We start from the raw sequence: 17,710 nt of genomic DNA on the forward strand, positions 1-17,710 counted from the left end.
AATTCAGGGAAAAACTATTGGAATTCAAATTTTCTTTACCTGATTTTAGTTATACAATTTTGAGTAAATTGCAGAATATAAAAACCTATGAAAGCAAAAATAATGTATATCGAAAACAAATCCTCCGGACATTACGGTTCAGCATGGATTGGTTTTGTTGAATTTTCAAAATCGGGACAAACTATATATTTCAATAATAAAGCACTCAAAAAGCTTAAAATACCAGGAATCAATGCTAATCATTTTGATATAGAAACCGGAGAAGAATATTGGGTTTCCGGTGTAAAGAAAAATGGACAGGACAGACATCAATTCGGAGGAGGGAAAATTATGCTTGATAAAAACTCCATTGATCACTATCTGAATCTTGTAGACTTCAACTATATTGATGAAAAGTTTTTTGAAATTGTTGAGTTTTCCAAAACAGACAAAAGCCTATTTAATGAAATAGAAAATACGGAAACTGAATTCAGAGATGAAAGTTATCAGGCTACATTCTATGATAACAATCGAAGAAAATTAATCTTAGATACTAAAATTTAAATGAAAAATATTTATTTACTTCTTTTCTCATTTCTTCTAATGAGCTGTTCTTTCAACGAATCCTACAAAGACAGAGAGTCTGATAAAACAGATGGTGAAAAAATTCCAATAAAATTTTATTGGGAACTCCGATATGGAAAAAATCCTGATGATATTTATAAACTGTTTGGTGAGAAATTTTTTGAGGTGACCGATAAAGAAAAACTTGTGAAACTTATGAATACAGTTAATAAGATTGGTCCTGTTGAAGAATATAATCTATCCAAATGGGAAACAATGGTTGTAAAAGGAAGCAATGCGCGAAGCCAATACTTCTTCATGTATGATGTAAAAAGAGGAACTAAAAAAACAGAAGAATCTTTTACTTTAGAAAAAAACAAAGAAGGAGATATAAAAATAGTTGGTTATAGAGTCAACCAAGATATGCTAAACGAATAAAATAAAAATGGGTTTGAATATTTTCAAATCCATTTTTTATTTTACCCACACAAAGCTTTAAATTAAATAATTATCATCTAAAAAGTTTTTTTAAGATTAATAACTCATCATAAAGAGAAATATTTGTTATATTCGTATACCAAATCATTAAAAAAACTTTAATATGAACAAAAAATCCAATGGATTATTTTCTATGAAAATATTTCCAAAAAGAACTGTACTTATGAGCATTATTATGACTGCAGTTTTAGCATCGTGTAGTAAAAATAATGAAGAAATCACCTCGGAGGCCCAAACCAATGCTTTCAATGTTGAAAATGTTAAAAAAGGACAATTGGGAGGTCAGGACATTACCTATGAAAGAAAAAACGGATTGAATTTTTTCCAGGGAGATATCGTCCTTTCTGACAAACAGCTGGCAGAAGGCAGTGAAGCCAATAAGGGAGGTGCAAGCTTTTCAAGATGGCCAAGCGGTAAAATTTACTACACCATTGCCAGCAACATGGGTTCTATCAACGTCAATAAAATCAATTCTGCAATCAGCGAGTATAACAACAAAACCAATACTCAATGGATTTATCGCAGCAATCAGAGCAATTATGTTGAATTTATTTTTGGAAGTTCATCAGGATCGGATGGCTGGGCTCATATTGGTTATCAGGGAGGAAAACAAACTGTTTCCCTGGACCAGTATATTTCTGTAGGATCGGTAATTCATGAAATGGGACATACAGTGGGACTTTATCATGAACATACCCGTAAAGACAGGGATCAATATGTAAAAATCCTGTGGAACAATATCCAAAGCGGGCAGTCTTATAATTTCAATATTTATAATTCAGGAACGGACATTGGCCCTTTTAATATTAATTCTGTGATGATGTACTGGCCGACATCTTATTCTAAAAATGGACTGCCAACTATCACAAGAGCAGACAACTCAAATTTTACGTATAACAGAACCGGTTTTACAACAGGAGATATTAATACAATCAACACAATGTATCCTTAATTTTCAAGAACATATGTAAATAAAAAAAGAACTCTTATGAGTTCTTTTCTCTTTTATAATTATAATGATTGATCAGAATCCTGATCTCATTAAATTCAAAATGACTAGGCAGTGCATTCTTCCATTCACTCAATGTTTCGCGGGGATTTTTGTAGAATTCATCTTCAAAAGCCTTGATTTTATCTGAAGTAATCACTCTTGCAATATCCAGCAATCCCTGTTCTGCAAACTTGGCTAGATGGCCAATTACTGTTTCTTTTACCAAACCTCTTTCCAAAGCAATTTCTCCAATAGTTTTTCCTTGCTCAAACAACTGAAAGGTTAAAACCTGAGACGGAACTTTTGCGATTTTCAGATTGATTTCTTTATCATTCTTTTCATCTAAAAGTTTCGTTTCAAGAAGATAAATCTCTCTTAAGCTGTTCAGGTATTCTTCAATATCTTCCAGCCAGTTTTTGAATTCCTCGTTATATTGTTTTAAGCCTTTCGCACCTTTTATTTCAGCGTAAAATTCTTTCAGAGGATCAAAAATTTTATTTCTGGTTTCTGTAAAGAAGAAATTAACAGCTCCTTTTGATTTACTTTCAATTTCGGACCAGTCTTCTTTTTGTTCAATAAAATTATTGACTTTCTGGAAAATGATGCGCTCCAGTTTTTCAAAGATTTTCCCCAGATTTACCGCTTCATGTTTTAACTGCAGATAAAGCTGCTTAGTCTTGGCATGATCAATATTCTTGGTCACAATCGAGAGGTTGTTCCACTCTTCCACTTCTTTTAAAAACCAGGTACAATCAAGGGTACGCAGTACTTTTCTGATGCTGTAGTCATATTTTTCCTGATTCAGAATAGCTTCCACATGATCGTTAGCAATAGTATCGGTATGAAAATGTAAAATCCTGTTATCTTTGAAAATAACTTCAGGGGTAATTTTTGATTTTAAAACAATCCCTTCCAGTGTTCTGCAGCGGGATAAAGCCACATATACCTGACCGGCCGTAAAACTTTTTCCGGCATCGATGATAACCTTATCAAACGTCAGTCCCTGACTTTTATGGATGGTAACAGCCCAGGCCAGTTTTATCGGAAATTGTTCAAAACTTCCCAATACTTCTTCCTGGATATTTTTATCGGTATCAAGGAAATATTTTTTCTGTTCCCAGGTTTCTCTTTTAACTGCAATTTCAGTTTCGCTTCCATCCAGAGCAACACGAATTTCATTTTCATCCAACCCGATGATCTCTCCTAACTTCCCATTGAAATATTTCTTTTCGCCGGAAATATCATTTCGGATAAACATGATCTGGGCTCCAATTTTCAATTCTAAAAACTGTTCGTTAGGAAACTGATTTTCTTTAAAATCACCTACAAGTTTAGCTTCATAAGTTTGAGGATCTACTTTTATCTCCGCCAGTTTCTCAAGGTTGATCTCATCAGCCATTCTGTTGTGAGAACATAGGTATACATAAGATTCTTTCCCCATATCAAAATCGGGATCATATCTTTCGTTGAGATGATTAAAATCTATATTACCTACATCACCATCACGGATAGCATTCAGAATTGCCAGAAATTCCTGGTCTGTCTGCCTGTAAACTTTTGTCAGTTCTATAGTAACAATCGGGATTTCTTTAATAGCATGGCTGTCAAAAAAGAAAGGTGAATTGTAATACATTTTCAGAATATGCTCATCCCTTACCACAGGCGGAAGCTGAAACAAATCTCCAATAAAAAGCATCTGCACCCCACCAAATCTTTGATTATTTCTTCTGATGAATCTCAAAGAAAAATCCATCATATCAAGAACATCAGCTTTCAACATTGAAACCTCATCAATGATAATGATCTCAACCTCTCTCAGAAGTTTAAGTTTATCTTTACGGTATTTGAAATGGGGCATCAGATCGGCAATATTATTAGCCAAACTGGTATCTATTCTTTCTGTTGTAGGAAGAAAAGTTCTTAACGGCAGTCCAAACATGGAATGAATCGTAACTCCTCCCGCATTAATTGCAGCAATTCCCGTGGGTGCTACTACAATATGTTTTTTCTTTGTACGTCTTACAAAATCATTGAGAAACGTCGTTTTACCTGTTCCGGCTTTCCCGGTCAGAAAGACACTTCTGTTGGTATATTCTATTAAGTCAAAAAAATGATTGTTCATCGTCGTCAAAAATACGGAAATGAATTTGAATTTCTTACCTTGGCATAAGTTTTGAAAATTCTTAAAAAGAAAAAAGTTTATTGTGAAAAAATTATTCTTGTATTTCCCAGTGATAGTATTATGTACTGCATTAACTCTGGTTTCCTGTAATACATCAAAAAATACCAATAGCAATCTTCCTGTAGATATCGCAGACAGACCTGCTGACGAAGCTAGTCAGAAATATGAGCAGGCTCAGCTCGATAGATTAAAAGCCTCTATTGAATCTGAAGTATCAGGAGAAAAATGTACGGATGCCAGTGAGTGGGCATTTGCTCCTATGGGGGCAAAATCCTGTGGCGGACCTCAGCTGTACATTGCTTATCCAAAGAAAATAGAAACTGCTTTCTTACAGAGAGTAAATGATTATACGGATAAAGTAAAAACTTTTAATGAAAAGTATAATATTATGTCTGATTGTGTAATGATCACACCTCCTACATCTCTGAAATGTATCCAGGGAAAGATCAGACTGATCACGCCGGACAGTAACTAACAATAAAGCAAAGGCTCTATATCAAATCGAAAAAAGCTCTGTCTCAGGACGGAGCTTTTATATTTACAAGATCAATGGTGAATTGTGCTTCGCAAGTGAATAGTGAATTTTTTACTACCAAAAATAATTGACAAGCTCAGCGGATTGACGATTCACTCTTCACTTGACAACCTAAAATTGATGATCTTTCACGTTTTCCTTATACCATGAAGAGTATTTAACATAGTTATTCGCAATTCTGTCCACTTCACCTTCCAATAACTGTGCATTGATATCTTTGATCTTTTTCGCAGGAACTCCGCCCCAGACTTCTCCGGACTTGATATGAGTACCCTGAGTTACTACAGAACCCGCCCCTACAATAGAATTTTCTTCCACCAGGCAGTCATCCATTACAATAGCTCCCATCCCGATCAGTACATTATCTTTAATGGTACACCCGTGAACAATTGCGTTATGTCCGATAGAAACATTATTTCCGATATTCAACGGGTGCTTCTGATAAGTACAGTGCAGCATTGCATTATCCTGAACATTTACCTTGTCACCCATTTTGATATAGTGAACATCGCCTCTGATCACAGCATTATACCAAACGCTGCAGTCTCTTCCCATCGTAACATCACCAATAATAGTAGCCGTTTCCGCTAAAAAAGTGTTCTCTCCGATTTGTGGTGCTTTTCCTAAAAGTTCTTTTATAAGTGCCATAATATTAATTTGAAAATTTGAAAATATGCCTAATTGAAAATGATGATCTTTTGCCTTATAATCTATGGTATCTAACTTCTAAATTACAGCGATAGCAAAAATCTAACTCTCAATTTTCAGCTTCTAACTTCTAATGCGTATTTTTGTATCTCAAATTTAACGAAAAAATGCGTACCGTACTTATAGAACCTACCGAAAACCCGAAAGTAATGAAATTTGTTGCAGATTACAATCTCATTCCCGGGTCTTTAGAGTTGGACAGAAATTCAGATATTTCAGAAATTCCTATGGCACAGGAACTTTTCAATTATCCGTTTGTGGAAAGAGTTTTCATTACAGCTAATTTTGTAGCCGTAGCAAAACAGGATACCATAGAATGGGAACATGTAGCTGAAAGCCTGAAAAATGTAATTGAGGATGAATTATTGGCCAACCCAAGAATTTATCTTCAGAAGAAAAAAGAAATGTATCAGATCTATGCTGAAATGACTCCGAATCCTAATGTAATGAAATTTGTTTCGAACAAGTTACTGATGGACGGTTTTGTAGAAGTAAAATCGATGGAAGCTGCTGAGGAAGTTCCTTTGGCACAGGCAATCTTTAAAGAATTTGAATTTACTAAAGAAGTATTCATTTCTGATAATTTTGTAGCGGTTACCAGAGACAATTCTGTAGAATGGCACCAGGTGATGATGACTGTTCGTGCTCTTATTGCCGACTATCTTCAAAACGGAGGTGAGATCTCTAAAGTAGAACCTCAGAAACACGAAAATCCTGTTGAAAAGATCATCAACAGAGATTATACGGAAGATGAGCAGAAAATTTCTGACATTTTAAATGAATATGTAGCTCCTGCAGTAGAAAATGATGGTGGAAAGATTTCATTGATGGAATATGACCAGGAGAACAAAACTGCAAAAATGCTTCTACAGGGAGCTTGCTCAGGCTGTCCAAGCTCTACGGCTACTTTGAAAAACGGAATTGAAAGTATTTTAAAACAATTCGTTCCGGATTTAGTAGAAAAAGTAGAAGCTGTAAACGGATAATTCAGTTTGAAAATGCCTCCCGAAAAGAAAATTGTAGTCATTATTGGAAGTGCTTCAGAAAATTCCAGCAATCAGAAACTGATGGAACAGGTTCTGGAAAAGATGGGATATACAGATTTTCTGATGTATGATAATCTTTCTGTCCTTCCCCATTTTGATACTGCAATAACGGACGAGAATGTTCCGGATGAAGTCCTGAAGATCAGAGAGGATATTAAAAACTCAGCAGGTGTTATATTTTCCACACCGGAATATATTTTCAGTATTCCGGGCAGATTAAAGAATCTGTTAGAATGGTGTGTTTCCACAACAGTCTTTTCAGAAAAGCCCGTTGCAGTGATCACCGCTTCAGCTAGTGGAGAAAAAGGCCATGAAGAGTTATTAATGATTTTAAAAACTCTTGGAGCGACAACGGATGATAAACATCAGGCATTAATAAAGGGGATAAAAGGCAAATTTGAAAGCAATGGCTTACTTGAAAGTAATACCTTTGCCAGAGTATCAAAATTAGTAGCAGATTTTACAACGTCTGTTTCATAATTAAAAATTATAATATTGAATAATAAAGGAATTTTACTGGTCAACCTCGGATCACCGAGATCAACCTCTGTAAACGACGTAAAGGAATATCTTGATGAATTTTTGATGGATGAAAGAGTAATCGATTACCGTTGGATCTTTCGTGCACTTCTTGTACAGGGAATTATCCTGAAAACAAGACCTGCAAAATCTGCCGAAGCTTATAAAACAGTTTGGACAGATGAAGGTTCCCCACTGATTGTCATCACGGAAAAAATTCAGAAAAAACTTCAGAAACTGGTTAATGTTCCTGTAGAAATAGGAATGAGATATGCAGAACCCAGTATTGAAACCGGTATCCAGAAACTGGTAGATCAGGGAGTCACTGAAATCGTTCTTTTTCCTTTATATCCTCAATATGCCATGAGTACAACGGAAACGGTCATTGAAAAGGCAGAAGAAGTAAGAAAAAAGAAGTTCCCAAAGGTAAAGATCAATTATATTCAGCCTTTCTACAACAGAGATATTTATATCAACTGCCTGGCAGAAAGTATTAAAGAAAAGCTTCCTGAAAATTTTGATGCCCTTCAGTTTTCTTATCATGGAGTTCCGGAAAGACATATTTATAAAACAGATCCTACCAAGACCTGTAATCTTAATGACTGCTGTTCCAGAGATGATAATCCGAGTCACCAATTCTGTTATCGTCATCAATGTTATAACACCACACAGCGTGTTATTGAGAAACTGAATTTACCTAAAGAAAAGACAATCGTTTCTTTCCAATCAAGATTAGGGAAAGATAAATGGATTGAACCTTATACTGATGAAACGCTGGAAACAATTGGTAAAAAAGGAATAAAAAATCTGGCCATCGTGTGCCCGGCATTCGTTTCTGACTGTCTTGAGACTTTGGAGGAAATTTCTGTAGAAGGAAAAGAGCAGTTTATGCATGGAGGTGGTGAAAATTTCCATTACATTCCCTGCCTGAATGATGAAGACCGCTGGATTGATGTAGTAAAAATACTTTGTGAAGAAAAACTGAATGATTTCTATTTGGTATAATTCGATTCACTCAAAATAGACAAAAGGCTACAAGAATTAACTTGTAGCCTTTTTGTTGAATATATTAAAAATTTTGGTGTCTATTTTTTAATCAGGTTTCCAGCTTTCTGTCCGTTTACTGTTACCACATATACTCCTGGAAGCATATTAGAAGGCAATTGGATGTTCAGTTTATTTGAACCGTCTGTCATCTCCACTTTTTCAGAAATCTCTTTCTTCCCTGTCAGGCTTACCAGTTCTACAATTCCTTTTCCTGCTTTACCTTCAAAGTTTATAGTGAATCTGTCAGTGGCAGGATTCGGGCTGATGGTATAAGCTGAAATATTTGAAGTTGCTGCTACAAGTCCTGCCGCAGAAGTTCCTCCTCCTACACCTACTGCGTTCCATGCATTTTTAACCTGAGTTACTTCATTGCTGGTTGCGCCATACAAATCGGTAGCTGCCTGGATAGAATACGTTCTTGTGTTTGCATAATTGGATGATGAAGTCAGGTAGCTAGTTAATGTTCTGTAAGCAATAGCTCCTGCCTTATCCAGTCCGATTCCTGAAACATTATAAGCAAAACCGTTATCATTGGTACCTGAACCTCCTGTTACCAATAAATAGTACCAGAAATTAAGGACTCCTGAATTGGTATGAACTCCACAATAGTCATTGGTTGTCTGTCCCGGTACTGCACATCCTGTAGTCGTAGCATCTTTCCAGTAGGTCCCTTTATAAGTATCCGGCTGGCGATAGGCATTAGGATTAGACATATCTCTGATGACATAATTGAAATCTTCTCCCAATGTCCAGCTTGCCTGTGTTGGTCTTGCCCAACGTTCTATTGAGTTTCCGAAAATATCAGAAAAACCTTCGTTCAATGCTCCCGGCTCTCTCTGATACACAAGATTAGCTGTTTTTGAAGTCATTCCGTGGGTAATTTCGTGCCCACAAACATCAATAGCTGTTAATGGTTTTCCTCCGTTAGTTGTAGAACTTCCGTCACCATAGGTCATTCTGGAGCCATCCCAAAATGCATTAAAATAATTGGTAGAGTAATGAACATAAGATTTTATTGCAAAATTATTATTATCAATACTCTTTCTTCCAAATTTTGTATATAAGTAATCAACAGTCATTTCTGCTCCCCAATGGGCGTCTGTAGCATATTGGTCTTTGTTGGTATTTACATTATTCCATACATTATCTGTATCTGTAAAATCTACTGCTGCTGAATAATTAGTCCCTTTTTTCAGGTTGTAAGTTTCTACAGCTGTACCTGCATTTCTTCCGGTCTCTCTTAATCTGTAACTTCCATTATAAGAATCAGCTACAATACTACGGCTTCCGCTATATCCTGTAGTTGCTGTTCCCGGAGTATTCACCTCGTGAATAATAGCATCTGTTCCCAAAACTTTTCCATTTTTTGCATCTACAAAAACATATTGTCTGCTTAATGGTTTTTCTGAGTAAATATCAAATTTATAAGCTAGTGTTAAATCATTCAGTTTTTCGTCTGTAGGATCTGAATAATATACCAATTCACCTTTAGGAGCAAAACTTGCTTTAGCATCATTGGATTCTTTTTTGATAAAATCTTCCTCTTCTTTATTCTGCCATTTATAGGATTCTGCCCCTACGAATGATAAAGCACTCTGCAGAGCAATACTTTCAGAAATATTAGTTTTTTTCTCAAGTCCTTTTGGAAGCTGAAGAACCCATTTTCCTGATTGTCCTACTATTTTGCCTCCTTTTGTTTGTACCGCCATCATTCCGTATTCTACAGGAATATCATTAACGGTCTGTTGGAATCTATGAGTTTCAAAACCCAGCGCATCTTTTTCCAGCCCCAGTTTAAGAGCTTGTCCTGGCGAAAGTCTCTGTGAAGTTTCATCAAATAAAACAGGACTTCCCTGAAAAGCAGGTGCATTTTTATCAAATCTCATAAAATCTGCATGTAATCCGCTTTTCCCCGGATTTAATTTTGATGGTGTGTTTTGTCCAAAAACAAAAGAGCAGGCGGCAACGCTTGCCACTAAGATAAATTTCGTTTTCATAATAATATTTGGTTGATTGTGGAAACGAATGTATAAACTTTTCACAATAAAACAATGAAAACAATGAATAAAATTCAATTGATTTTATAAATCAATAAATAAAACACAATAATGATTTTAAAACAAAGAAAATTATTTAAATATAATTTTATTGCAATGAAGATTTTACATTAATATATTTAACAAAAATCAAAATTTTGTGAATTATTTTTTTTCACTATTCAGTGCATTATATTTTATAAATTAACAAAGATTAAAGCCAGGGGCAGACTTAATTCTTTTAATGTGGATAAAAAAATAGGACCATCTCAAAAGACAGTCCTATTGTATAAGAATATTTTAATATAATAATGATATCAAATCATTACCGTTTATTCGCTATTGGAGTTCTGAATTCACCATAACCCATCAGCCCGTCATAATTTCTTCCGAATGGTGCATAATAAAGAAATGCCTGATAAAGGTTTTCTGTCTGCCAGAAATTACCGTTTACCTCACCAAAATTCAATGCTCCATTTCCTTCTTTGGTTACCAAAACGTAGTTATAAAAACCTTGTTTCAGGAATATTTTAGCCACATACTGTTTCGTAGCGGCATCATACTGCATCTGATTTTCTTTGCTTGGCTTATAATTATTAAACCCTCCCAAAACATAAATTTCTTTCTCTACCGGATCTGATTCCAGATAGAAATGCACCCATGAATAGTCCGCTTCTCTTTCTGCATCTCTTTCTCTGCCTAAATCATTTCTTCTGTAATACCATGCTCCATTCACATCCGGCTGATATTGATAATTTAAAGGAAACGCCCATACCGGATGAAGATAGGTCTGGTTGACATCATCTTTTATTTCGGTTGTACGCACCATATCTGCCGCCATATTCATATTTTTATTATCGAAATAATAAAACTCGTTGTCTCCCGGAAATGTAAGATCCATCTGCTGGAAAAGTACCTGATTTCCTAAAACACTGCTTGGCTTCAGATTAGAAATCGTCATATTCGGGTTGTTATTCTGCATCACATTCATCGTGATTGAATTGACATTGGAAGAAATATCTCCTCCTTTCGGTGAAACATTCACCTCCACCCTCTGGTTAAGATTGGGATTTCTTGCATCTGCAAACCTTGAAATATTTAACCCTACAGATGTTACATCTTCTACCAGATAAAACCTTTTTTTGAAAAGAGGCTGATCTGCAGAATCTTTGTAAACAATCAGTTCATAATTCCCTGAAATTTTCAGCTGGATTTTATCATTTGGAAAAACAAGTTTATAGTGGGTATAAGCCTGTAATGTATTAAAAGAATACTGAAACTGATCCAGAAGCGCATTCATACTCCCGGTAGCAAATTCTGTAAAAAACAGATTATCCTCGTTCCAGTTTCTGTCATAATGTTTGAATGTATATCTATAGATCTGACTGCCGTTGGTAAGGTCATCAAAGCCCAGAACCAACTGTTCACCAATCTTGATTACCGGAGTTTCATCATTGGTTTGAGGATTGAACAGCTGAACACTTTGGATATTTTGTCCAAAAACCAGTCCGCTCAAAGTAAGTAAGAGTATTCGCAAAGTTTTCATTATGACGAAGATAACGAAAAATAGCCATTTTCTTAATAATATCGTATTTTTGAATAAAAAATATTCAGATATGCTTCAGATTCAAGGTTTCGTATTCAACTTTGCGAGCGAAAACACTTACATCATTTATAACGAGAATAAAAACGCTTGGTTAATTGATCCGGGAAATATGAAAGGGCAGGAAACTCAGGCTATTGAGAGTTTCATTTCGGAAAACGGACTGAAAATTCAGAAAATTCTTCTTACCCACGCACATATTGATCATGTATTGGGTCTTCAATGGGCTTTTGATACATTCAAAGTACCTGTAACGATGCACCAGGAAGATCAGGAAGTTCTGGATATGCTTCAGGCAAGCGGAATGAGATTCGGAATGCAGGTAGATCCTGTAAAAGTAGAGGTGGAATATATAAAAGAAGGGGATGAATTGGATCTGGATGGTGAAAAATTTACAATTTATCATGTTCCGGGACATTCTCCGGGAAGTGTTGTTTATCATCACGAAAACCAGAAATTCATGATCTCAGGAGATGTTCTTTTTGAAGGCAGCATCGGAAGAACTGACCTTTATAAAGGGAACTATGAACAGTTGATTGATGGTATTAAATCAAAACTTTTCATTTTAGATAATGATACTCAGGTTTTCTCAGGTCACGGAAATCCTACGTCAATTGGATTTGAAAAGCAATATAATCCGTTTTTGAAGTAAGAGAGTCGGAGGATTTGAGAGTTCAGTAAATGTTTGAATTCAAACTTAATTCTGTCAAACACCTCTTAATCTGCGAGATAACATAAAAAACACAAAACCGTCAGAATGCTCAGACGGTTTTTCATTTTTATAAAGAAATAGAAATTAGAAATCCAAAGTGATTGATGCTCTGGCAGCAGCTCCCATAATAGGTCTGGCCATAATGATTCCATCGCCGTTTGGAGAGCCTGCTCTTGGGTCACCTTCTGTGATACCGATTGTATTAAAGATATTGGTTCCATCCACAGCAAAACGTATTTTCCCTAATTGGTAAGACATTCCTGCTCCAAATTCAGTAAAGGAAGGCAATGTCTGCACATTCTTCTCATCCTGAAAACGTTTTCCATAGTAATTCATGCTTACATATGTTCTCCATGCTTTTGTAATATTGACTGCCGGTGAAATATTGAAGAAAAACTTAGGCATTCTTCTTACCACATTTCCTTCGAGAACGCTTCCAGCCTCAAGGTTTTTATATTTTGGACTCTGGATGGTCCCGTTGAATGTTACTTCTAAAATATTATTGAATAAACGGGCGAAACCTTCCAGTTCAACTCCATAGTTTTCTGTATTCGCAAAGGTATTTTCGGATTTACCATCAGAGAAAACATCTGTAAATGACAGGTTCTTCAAGGTAGAATAGAACGGAATCACTGCTATATCAAAGGTACGCGAGTAATATTTATATCCTACTTCCAGCTGATTGGTGGTTACTGATTTTAAAGGTTTATCAGGATTCGGATTGGAGAAATAATTGTAATACGCTTCTTCATTTGGTGATCTGAAACCATTGGAAAAACGGGCATATACCGCATTCTCTCTGTTGACCTTATAATTGGCAGCTAATGTGAAAGACACCTTATCTACATTATAATTCCAGTACGTGTATTTATTTCCAAGCACGCTCATATTATCATCAGCAGTTGTAGTGTTGAAACCGTGAGTTCCATCCGTTGTCAACCCGGAATTATTTAAATTGGATGAGGTAGTGTTCGCAAAATTCCCTTTATAATAATCATGGCTGTAGCGAAGACCTCCATTTACACTTAAGGCATCAGTGATATTATAATCCAGGTTTACATAAAGATCATTCAAACTTCCCTGAGTCTGAGTATCTCTCTGTAAGAACGTCATGTTGGTAACTCCATTATACGTTTTTGAATATCCTGTATCTAAAGGGCTGAGAGAAGTATCTACCAGATTCAGTAATTCCGGTCTGTCTGTAGCAGTAGTTAGAATATTACTCCAGTTCCAGTATTGGTGGGATTTCCAGTTGGATTTATAAAAACCTGCCGTAATATTTCCCTGATCAAATTTATAATTGAACTGTAAATCGTTCACAAAGTTATTCATCTGCTTGTCAATCGCCCAGAATCCCAGTTTCTGTACATATTCAGGATTAACTACAGCTCCATTGCTCACCAATGAATACTGATAATTGTTTCCGCTGATTCCGCTGCTTTTAGCAAATTCTGCCATTGTCTGTGGACCTCCTGCCGGGAAAATCCCTGTATAATTCATATTGATATTGGTGTATCTGGTCTTGTTTAAAACGCTGAAATTGTTTCCAAGATCATATTTAAACTCAGCTCCTAATACATCTACTTTCGGATGAATCCCATCTTCAAGATTTCTGTTGAAAAACCCGCCTCCGGCCTGTGGAATATTCAGCTGGCTGATGGCTCTGTAACTGTATGTTCCGTAATTAGGATCAAAATTCTGGAATCCTTTCAGCTTATTGCCGTTTTGTACCAGCGGAATAGGAAGGAAGAATGTATTTCTGTCATCCAGTTTTTTGTAATATACTTTTACATAGCCTTTATCAAAGACGTATTTCAGATTCATCCTGATTTGTCCGCCGTTATTGGCTTTGAAACCTGTTTTTCTGATCCCGTCATCTGTTCTGTAGAAACCTCCTACATTAAAGAATAATTTATCCTGAACCAAAGCTCCACCCACATTCACATCGGTACGCATCAATCCGTATGTACTTGTTTCCAGTTTTGCGGTACCTCTGAAATCATTGGTTCCTTCTCTGGTAATAAAGTTGATCAAACCACCTGGAGAATTGGTTGCAAAAATAGAACCTGAACCTCCTCTCAAAGCTTCCATACGATTTACCGAATTATCTACACGGAAAAAATTATCTGCATTGGCAAACTGAAGAGCACCGTCTTCAAAAACCGGAAGACCATCTTCCTGTACCTGCACAAACTCGTAAGCTCCTGCGGAAGGAATACCTCTTGCAAAAAGGTTATTTCCTACTTCCCCACCTGATGTTTCCACCGCAAATCCAGGAACTCGCTGTAATAAAGCAGCTGCACTGATTGGATTTTGTTTCTGAATTTCTTTGGAACTGAAGGTAGAAATCGCTGTACTGGATTCTATTTTTTTCTTTGGATTTGAATTTCCTGTGATGACAATCTGATCGATGGAAGAAACTTTTGCAGAATCCTGCGGAGTTTCCTGGGCATAAGCATTATTAAAATATAACGTAGCTGTTGCGGCGATTAAAAAGATTGATTTTTTTTTCATAGCCTTATTTTTATTGTTAGTTTCAGTTTTGTTGTAATTGTAAATACACTCCATTGGTCCAACCAAATCCATCCTGATTAGGGTATTCCCCGCCGCCTGCTATTGTTTCTGTGTCTAATGCATTGTATTTTTCCATTAGTTTTCCGGTATTCTTGTAGACTCTTTCTACATTGGAACACCAATTATTTTTTATCTTCTCAGCCAGTTCATCAAAGCCATAATTTTTCATTGCTTTAAAGCCCAGCCATTGATAAGGAGCCCACGCATTGGGAAGATCCCACTGCTGGCCTGAGTTTTTAGTGGTGGTAACCAACCCTCCTTTATAAAGAAATTTTTCAGCTATAGCTTTAGCAACCGCCTCCGCTTGTTCCTGATCTGCAATTCCAAGGAATAAAGGGTAAAGAGCAGCAATATGTTCAGACGGTGTTTTTGTGTTTTTTTTTGTGTGATAATCTTTATAATTGTTAGTATTCCTATCCCAGAAATAGGTATTGATCATCTGTCTTCGGCTTGCTGCTCTTTCTGAAAAATAATTTTCTTTTTCACTCAGATTCTGAAGCGCTGAAGATTTTGCCAAAGTCATTTCCAAATGCCATAGAAGGCAGTTTAGATCTACTTGAGCAAGATTCAGTGTTTCTATCGTCTGTATATTTTCTCCATCTGCGAACCATCTGCTGGAAAAATCCCAACCCGATTCACAGGCACTTCTTATATTTCTGTAAAATTCATCTCCCGAAGTTTTTTCATGATCTTCAATATCGATCAGATAACTCTCAGGACGTGGTGCATTTTCTGCATCGTAATAACGGTTCAGAATATCTCCGTGCGATGTTCTGACTACTCTTTTTATACTTGACTTATTTTCAAGTCCCTCTTCACCATTCATCCAAAAAGCATATTCCTTTTCTAGGGTATCATGATATTCTGTATAAATTCCTTCCTCATGTGTTGTTTCAAAAAGAAGGTCCAGCATTAATGAAAAATAAGGTGGCTGTGATCTGCTTAGGAAATGGGTTCTGCTCGCATTGGGAACAAATCCTACATTCTGGATCAGATAAGAGCAGTTTTCAATAATATTTTTCATCATTTCTATTCTACCCGAAGCTTTTAATCCTAGCATAATAAAATAGCTATCCCAATAGAAAAACTCATTAAAACGTCCTCCAGGAACGATATAAGGTTTCGGTAATTTTAAAAGGGTTCCCTTTTCTTCATCGGCTGTACGCGTCAGTTCATCCCATAATTTTTCAATATGTTCTGTGATGGGAAGATGGTCTTCTCTATTAATAGAAACTCTCGCTCCTAAAAAGTCAAAATGGGTCATCACAAAATCTTTAAGATCAAAACCCTCTGTATTTTTTGATTTTTCATAATCTTCATTAATCTTTGCAACAGGAAACAGAGGAACTGCATCCGTCATCATTTTCTGATCTTCAAAAATTTCAGATCTCTGTACCTCATCAAACAGACTTTGAATTTCTTTTATGTAAAGCTGATTACTCATTGTTATTTTTTAGGATTAATTTTTAATTTATTCATGAAAACTGCCGAAATGATCAGTAATGAAAGCGGAATCAGAGAAAGGTAAAATGCCTGCTGACCGCTGAATTCCTGAAACACAAAACCGGTAATAATAGAACCGATAGTTCCTCCGATTGCTGAGAAAACCACAATCAAACCTGACATCGCGCTATGCAAATATTTTGGGATTGATGCCAGAATCACAGAATTAATACTTGGATAAATAGGTGCCAGCAAACCTCCCATCAAGGGAAATAAATACACCACCAAAGGTGCGTTCATCCAGCTTGTATTTGTATCAATGTGAATATTATGAGTAAGAGGTAAAACCAGCAGTAAGCTGATGGCAAAACCTATCACACAAAAAGAAACCACATAAATCCAGTTGAATTTCTTAGAAAAGAATCCCGACAGAAATCTTCCCAAAGCAAAAGCTCCTGCCAAAACAGCTCCCGCCTGAATACTCATTGAGGTAGGTACTTTTAAAATTTCCTTATAAAAAGTAGGCGTCCATGTTTGAAAACTCTGTTCTACCAATACAAAAAGGAAAGCACATAATAAAAAGAACAATACTTTTTTGTAACTGAATAAGCTGACGCTGTTTCTTAAATCTCCCAATAGGTCTGTTTTCTCACTCTTCGCTTCCTGTTCATTCAGCTTTGAAAAGAATAAGAATAAAAAGGATAAAGTGGAAAGCCCTCCAAGAATCCAATACACATCCAGCCATCGGGTAGATTCCGGGTTGTTATCATCAATATATAAACTGAATAAAACATTTCCCGCCAATACTCCAATCATGAAAAATCCTTCCAGAAATCCCATGAAACTAGAATGTTCCTTGTCTGTTTCTGTCACCAATCCAATAGAAGTAAAAACCGATATCTTAATTAAAGCAAAGGAAACTCCTACGGTTGCAAATAATAATTTAAAAACCCAGAAATCATTGGTAAATGGCATTACAAAACACATACAGCTTACCAAAAACAATGCAATCAACATTGATTTTTTAATTCCTATTTTAGGAAGAAATGAAGCCAGAATGAATGAACAAATGGCAATGGGTAGATCTTTGAAACCTTCCAAAACACTGGCCGAAGATTTTGAAATCCCAAAATTCTGCTGCACCTGTAGAATGACTGTTCCTACAGAATTCAAAAGAATGGCGAAGACAAAATAATTTAAAAATAAAACGGCCTTGATGTTAATATTTTTCATTCAGGTTATTTCTTGTCGGCTAAGATAGAAGCATTTGTGT

15 protein-coding genes are annotated in these 17,710 nt (G+C 36.0%); 8 read left to right on the forward strand and 7 right to left on the reverse strand.

The features are described 5' to 3' along the window. Positions 1 to 87 precede the first annotated feature (87 nt). From AC57AW_RS21875 to AC57AW_RS21885, 3 genes are all read left to right on the forward strand, one after another. On the forward strand, positions 88 to 543 hold the full coding sequence (locus AC57AW_RS21875) for a hypothetical protein (RefSeq protein ID WP_496353569.1): 456 nt from the start codon (positions 88 to 90) through the stop codon (positions 541 to 543). Further along, positions 544 to 981, forward strand: coding sequence for a hypothetical protein (locus AC57AW_RS21880; RefSeq protein WP_496353570.1), 438 nt, complete (start codon positions 544 to 546; stop codon positions 979 to 981). Positions 982 to 1,144: 163 nt separating this feature from the next. Continuing rightward, positions 1,145 to 1,993 (forward strand): M12 family metallopeptidase, encoded by an 849-nt coding sequence (locus AC57AW_RS21885; protein WP_496353571.1) that lies wholly within the window; start codon positions 1,145 to 1,147, stop codon positions 1,991 to 1,993. Between the two features lie 34 nt (positions 1,994 to 2,027). Here AC57AW_RS21885 and AC57AW_RS21890 read toward each other — a convergent pair whose 3' ends face one another. Next, entirely contained in the window at positions 2,028 to 4,154 is a 2,127-nt protein-coding gene (locus AC57AW_RS21890) for a helix-turn-helix domain-containing protein (protein WP_496353572.1), read from the reverse strand. Positions 4,155 to 4,236: 82 nt separating this feature from the next. Between AC57AW_RS21890 and AC57AW_RS21895 the strand changes: the two genes are divergently transcribed. Next, a complete protein-coding gene (locus tag AC57AW_RS21895) occupies positions 4,237 to 4,689 on the forward strand; it encodes a hypothetical protein (protein WP_496353573.1) in 453 nt (150 codons plus the stop codon). Between the two features lie 171 nt (positions 4,690 to 4,860). Here the strand turns inward: AC57AW_RS21895 and AC57AW_RS21900 are convergent, their stop codons facing one another. Continuing rightward, a complete protein-coding gene (locus AC57AW_RS21900) occupies positions 4,861 to 5,397 on the reverse strand; it encodes a gamma carbonic anhydrase family protein (RefSeq protein ID WP_309436084.1) in 537 nt (178 codons plus the stop codon). Between the two features lie 167 nt (positions 5,398 to 5,564). On the opposite strand from AC57AW_RS21900, the gene AC57AW_RS21905 reads away from it, so the two are divergent. From AC57AW_RS21905 to hemH, 3 genes are read left to right on the forward strand one after another with little or no spacing between them, the layout of a single operon-like run. After that, positions 5,565 to 6,443, forward strand: coding sequence for a NifU family protein (locus AC57AW_RS21905; protein WP_318846601.1), 879 nt, complete (start codon positions 5,565 to 5,567; stop codon positions 6,441 to 6,443). A 12-nt stretch (positions 6,444 to 6,455) separates the two neighbouring features. Further along, positions 6,456 to 6,983: an NADPH-dependent FMN reductase gene (locus AC57AW_RS21910; protein ID WP_496353574.1), complete on the forward strand. Its 528-nt coding sequence runs from the start codon at positions 6,456 to 6,458 to the stop codon at positions 6,981 to 6,983. A gap of 15 nt (positions 6,984 to 6,998) precedes the next feature. After that, positions 6,999 to 8,027, forward strand: a complete 1,029-nt coding sequence (hemH, locus tag AC57AW_RS21915; RefSeq protein ID WP_496353575.1) for a ferrochelatase — start codon at positions 6,999 to 7,001, stop codon at positions 8,025 to 8,027. A gap of 80 nt (positions 8,028 to 8,107) precedes the next feature. Here the strand turns inward: hemH and AC57AW_RS21920 are convergent, their stop codons facing one another. Together AC57AW_RS21920 and AC57AW_RS21925 are read right to left on the reverse strand one after the other, a co-directional pair. Then, positions 8,108 to 10,066 carry a M4 family metallopeptidase gene (locus tag AC57AW_RS21920; protein WP_496353576.1) on the reverse strand — a complete coding sequence of 653 codons (1,959 nt, stop codon included), beginning with the start codon at positions 10,064 to 10,066 and terminating at the stop codon, positions 8,108 to 8,110. 364 nt (positions 10,067 to 10,430) lie between these two features. Further along, on the reverse strand, positions 10,431 to 11,651 hold the full coding sequence (locus AC57AW_RS21925; protein WP_496353577.1) for a type IX secretion system plug protein: 1,221 nt from the start codon (positions 11,649 to 11,651) through the stop codon (positions 10,431 to 10,433). A gap of 70 nt (positions 11,652 to 11,721) precedes the next feature. Here AC57AW_RS21925 and AC57AW_RS21930 point away from each other — a divergent pair, with 70 nt between their 5' ends. Beyond that, positions 11,722 to 12,360, forward strand: coding sequence for an MBL fold metallo-hydrolase (locus tag AC57AW_RS21930; RefSeq protein WP_496353578.1), 639 nt, complete (start codon positions 11,722 to 11,724; stop codon positions 12,358 to 12,360). Between the two features lie 144 nt (positions 12,361 to 12,504). Here the strand turns inward: AC57AW_RS21930 and AC57AW_RS21935 are convergent, their stop codons facing one another. Genes AC57AW_RS21935 through AC57AW_RS21945 form a run of 3 tightly spaced genes read right to left on the reverse strand, consistent with a single transcriptional unit; the run spans position 12,505 to position 17,670 of the window. Beyond that, the gene (locus AC57AW_RS21935) at positions 12,505 to 14,934 is read right to left on the reverse strand and encodes a TonB-dependent receptor (protein ID WP_318846596.1); all 2,430 of its coding nucleotides are present in this window, start codon (positions 14,932 to 14,934) and stop codon (positions 12,505 to 12,507) included. A gap of 22 nt (positions 14,935 to 14,956) precedes the next feature. Continuing rightward, positions 14,957 to 16,438: a trehalase family glycosidase gene (locus tag AC57AW_RS21940; RefSeq protein ID WP_496353579.1), complete on the reverse strand. Its 1,482-nt coding sequence runs from the start codon at positions 16,436 to 16,438 to the stop codon at positions 14,957 to 14,959. Positions 16,439 to 16,440: 2 nt separating this feature from the next. Then, the gene (locus AC57AW_RS21945) at positions 16,441 to 17,670 is read right to left on the reverse strand and encodes an MFS transporter (protein WP_496353580.1); all 1,230 of its coding nucleotides are present in this window, start codon (positions 17,668 to 17,670) and stop codon (positions 16,441 to 16,443) included. Positions 17,671 to 17,710 lie beyond the last annotated feature (40 nt).

The organism is Chryseobacterium sp. BGA-UO-ETr-SB22 (assembly GCF_059567885.1).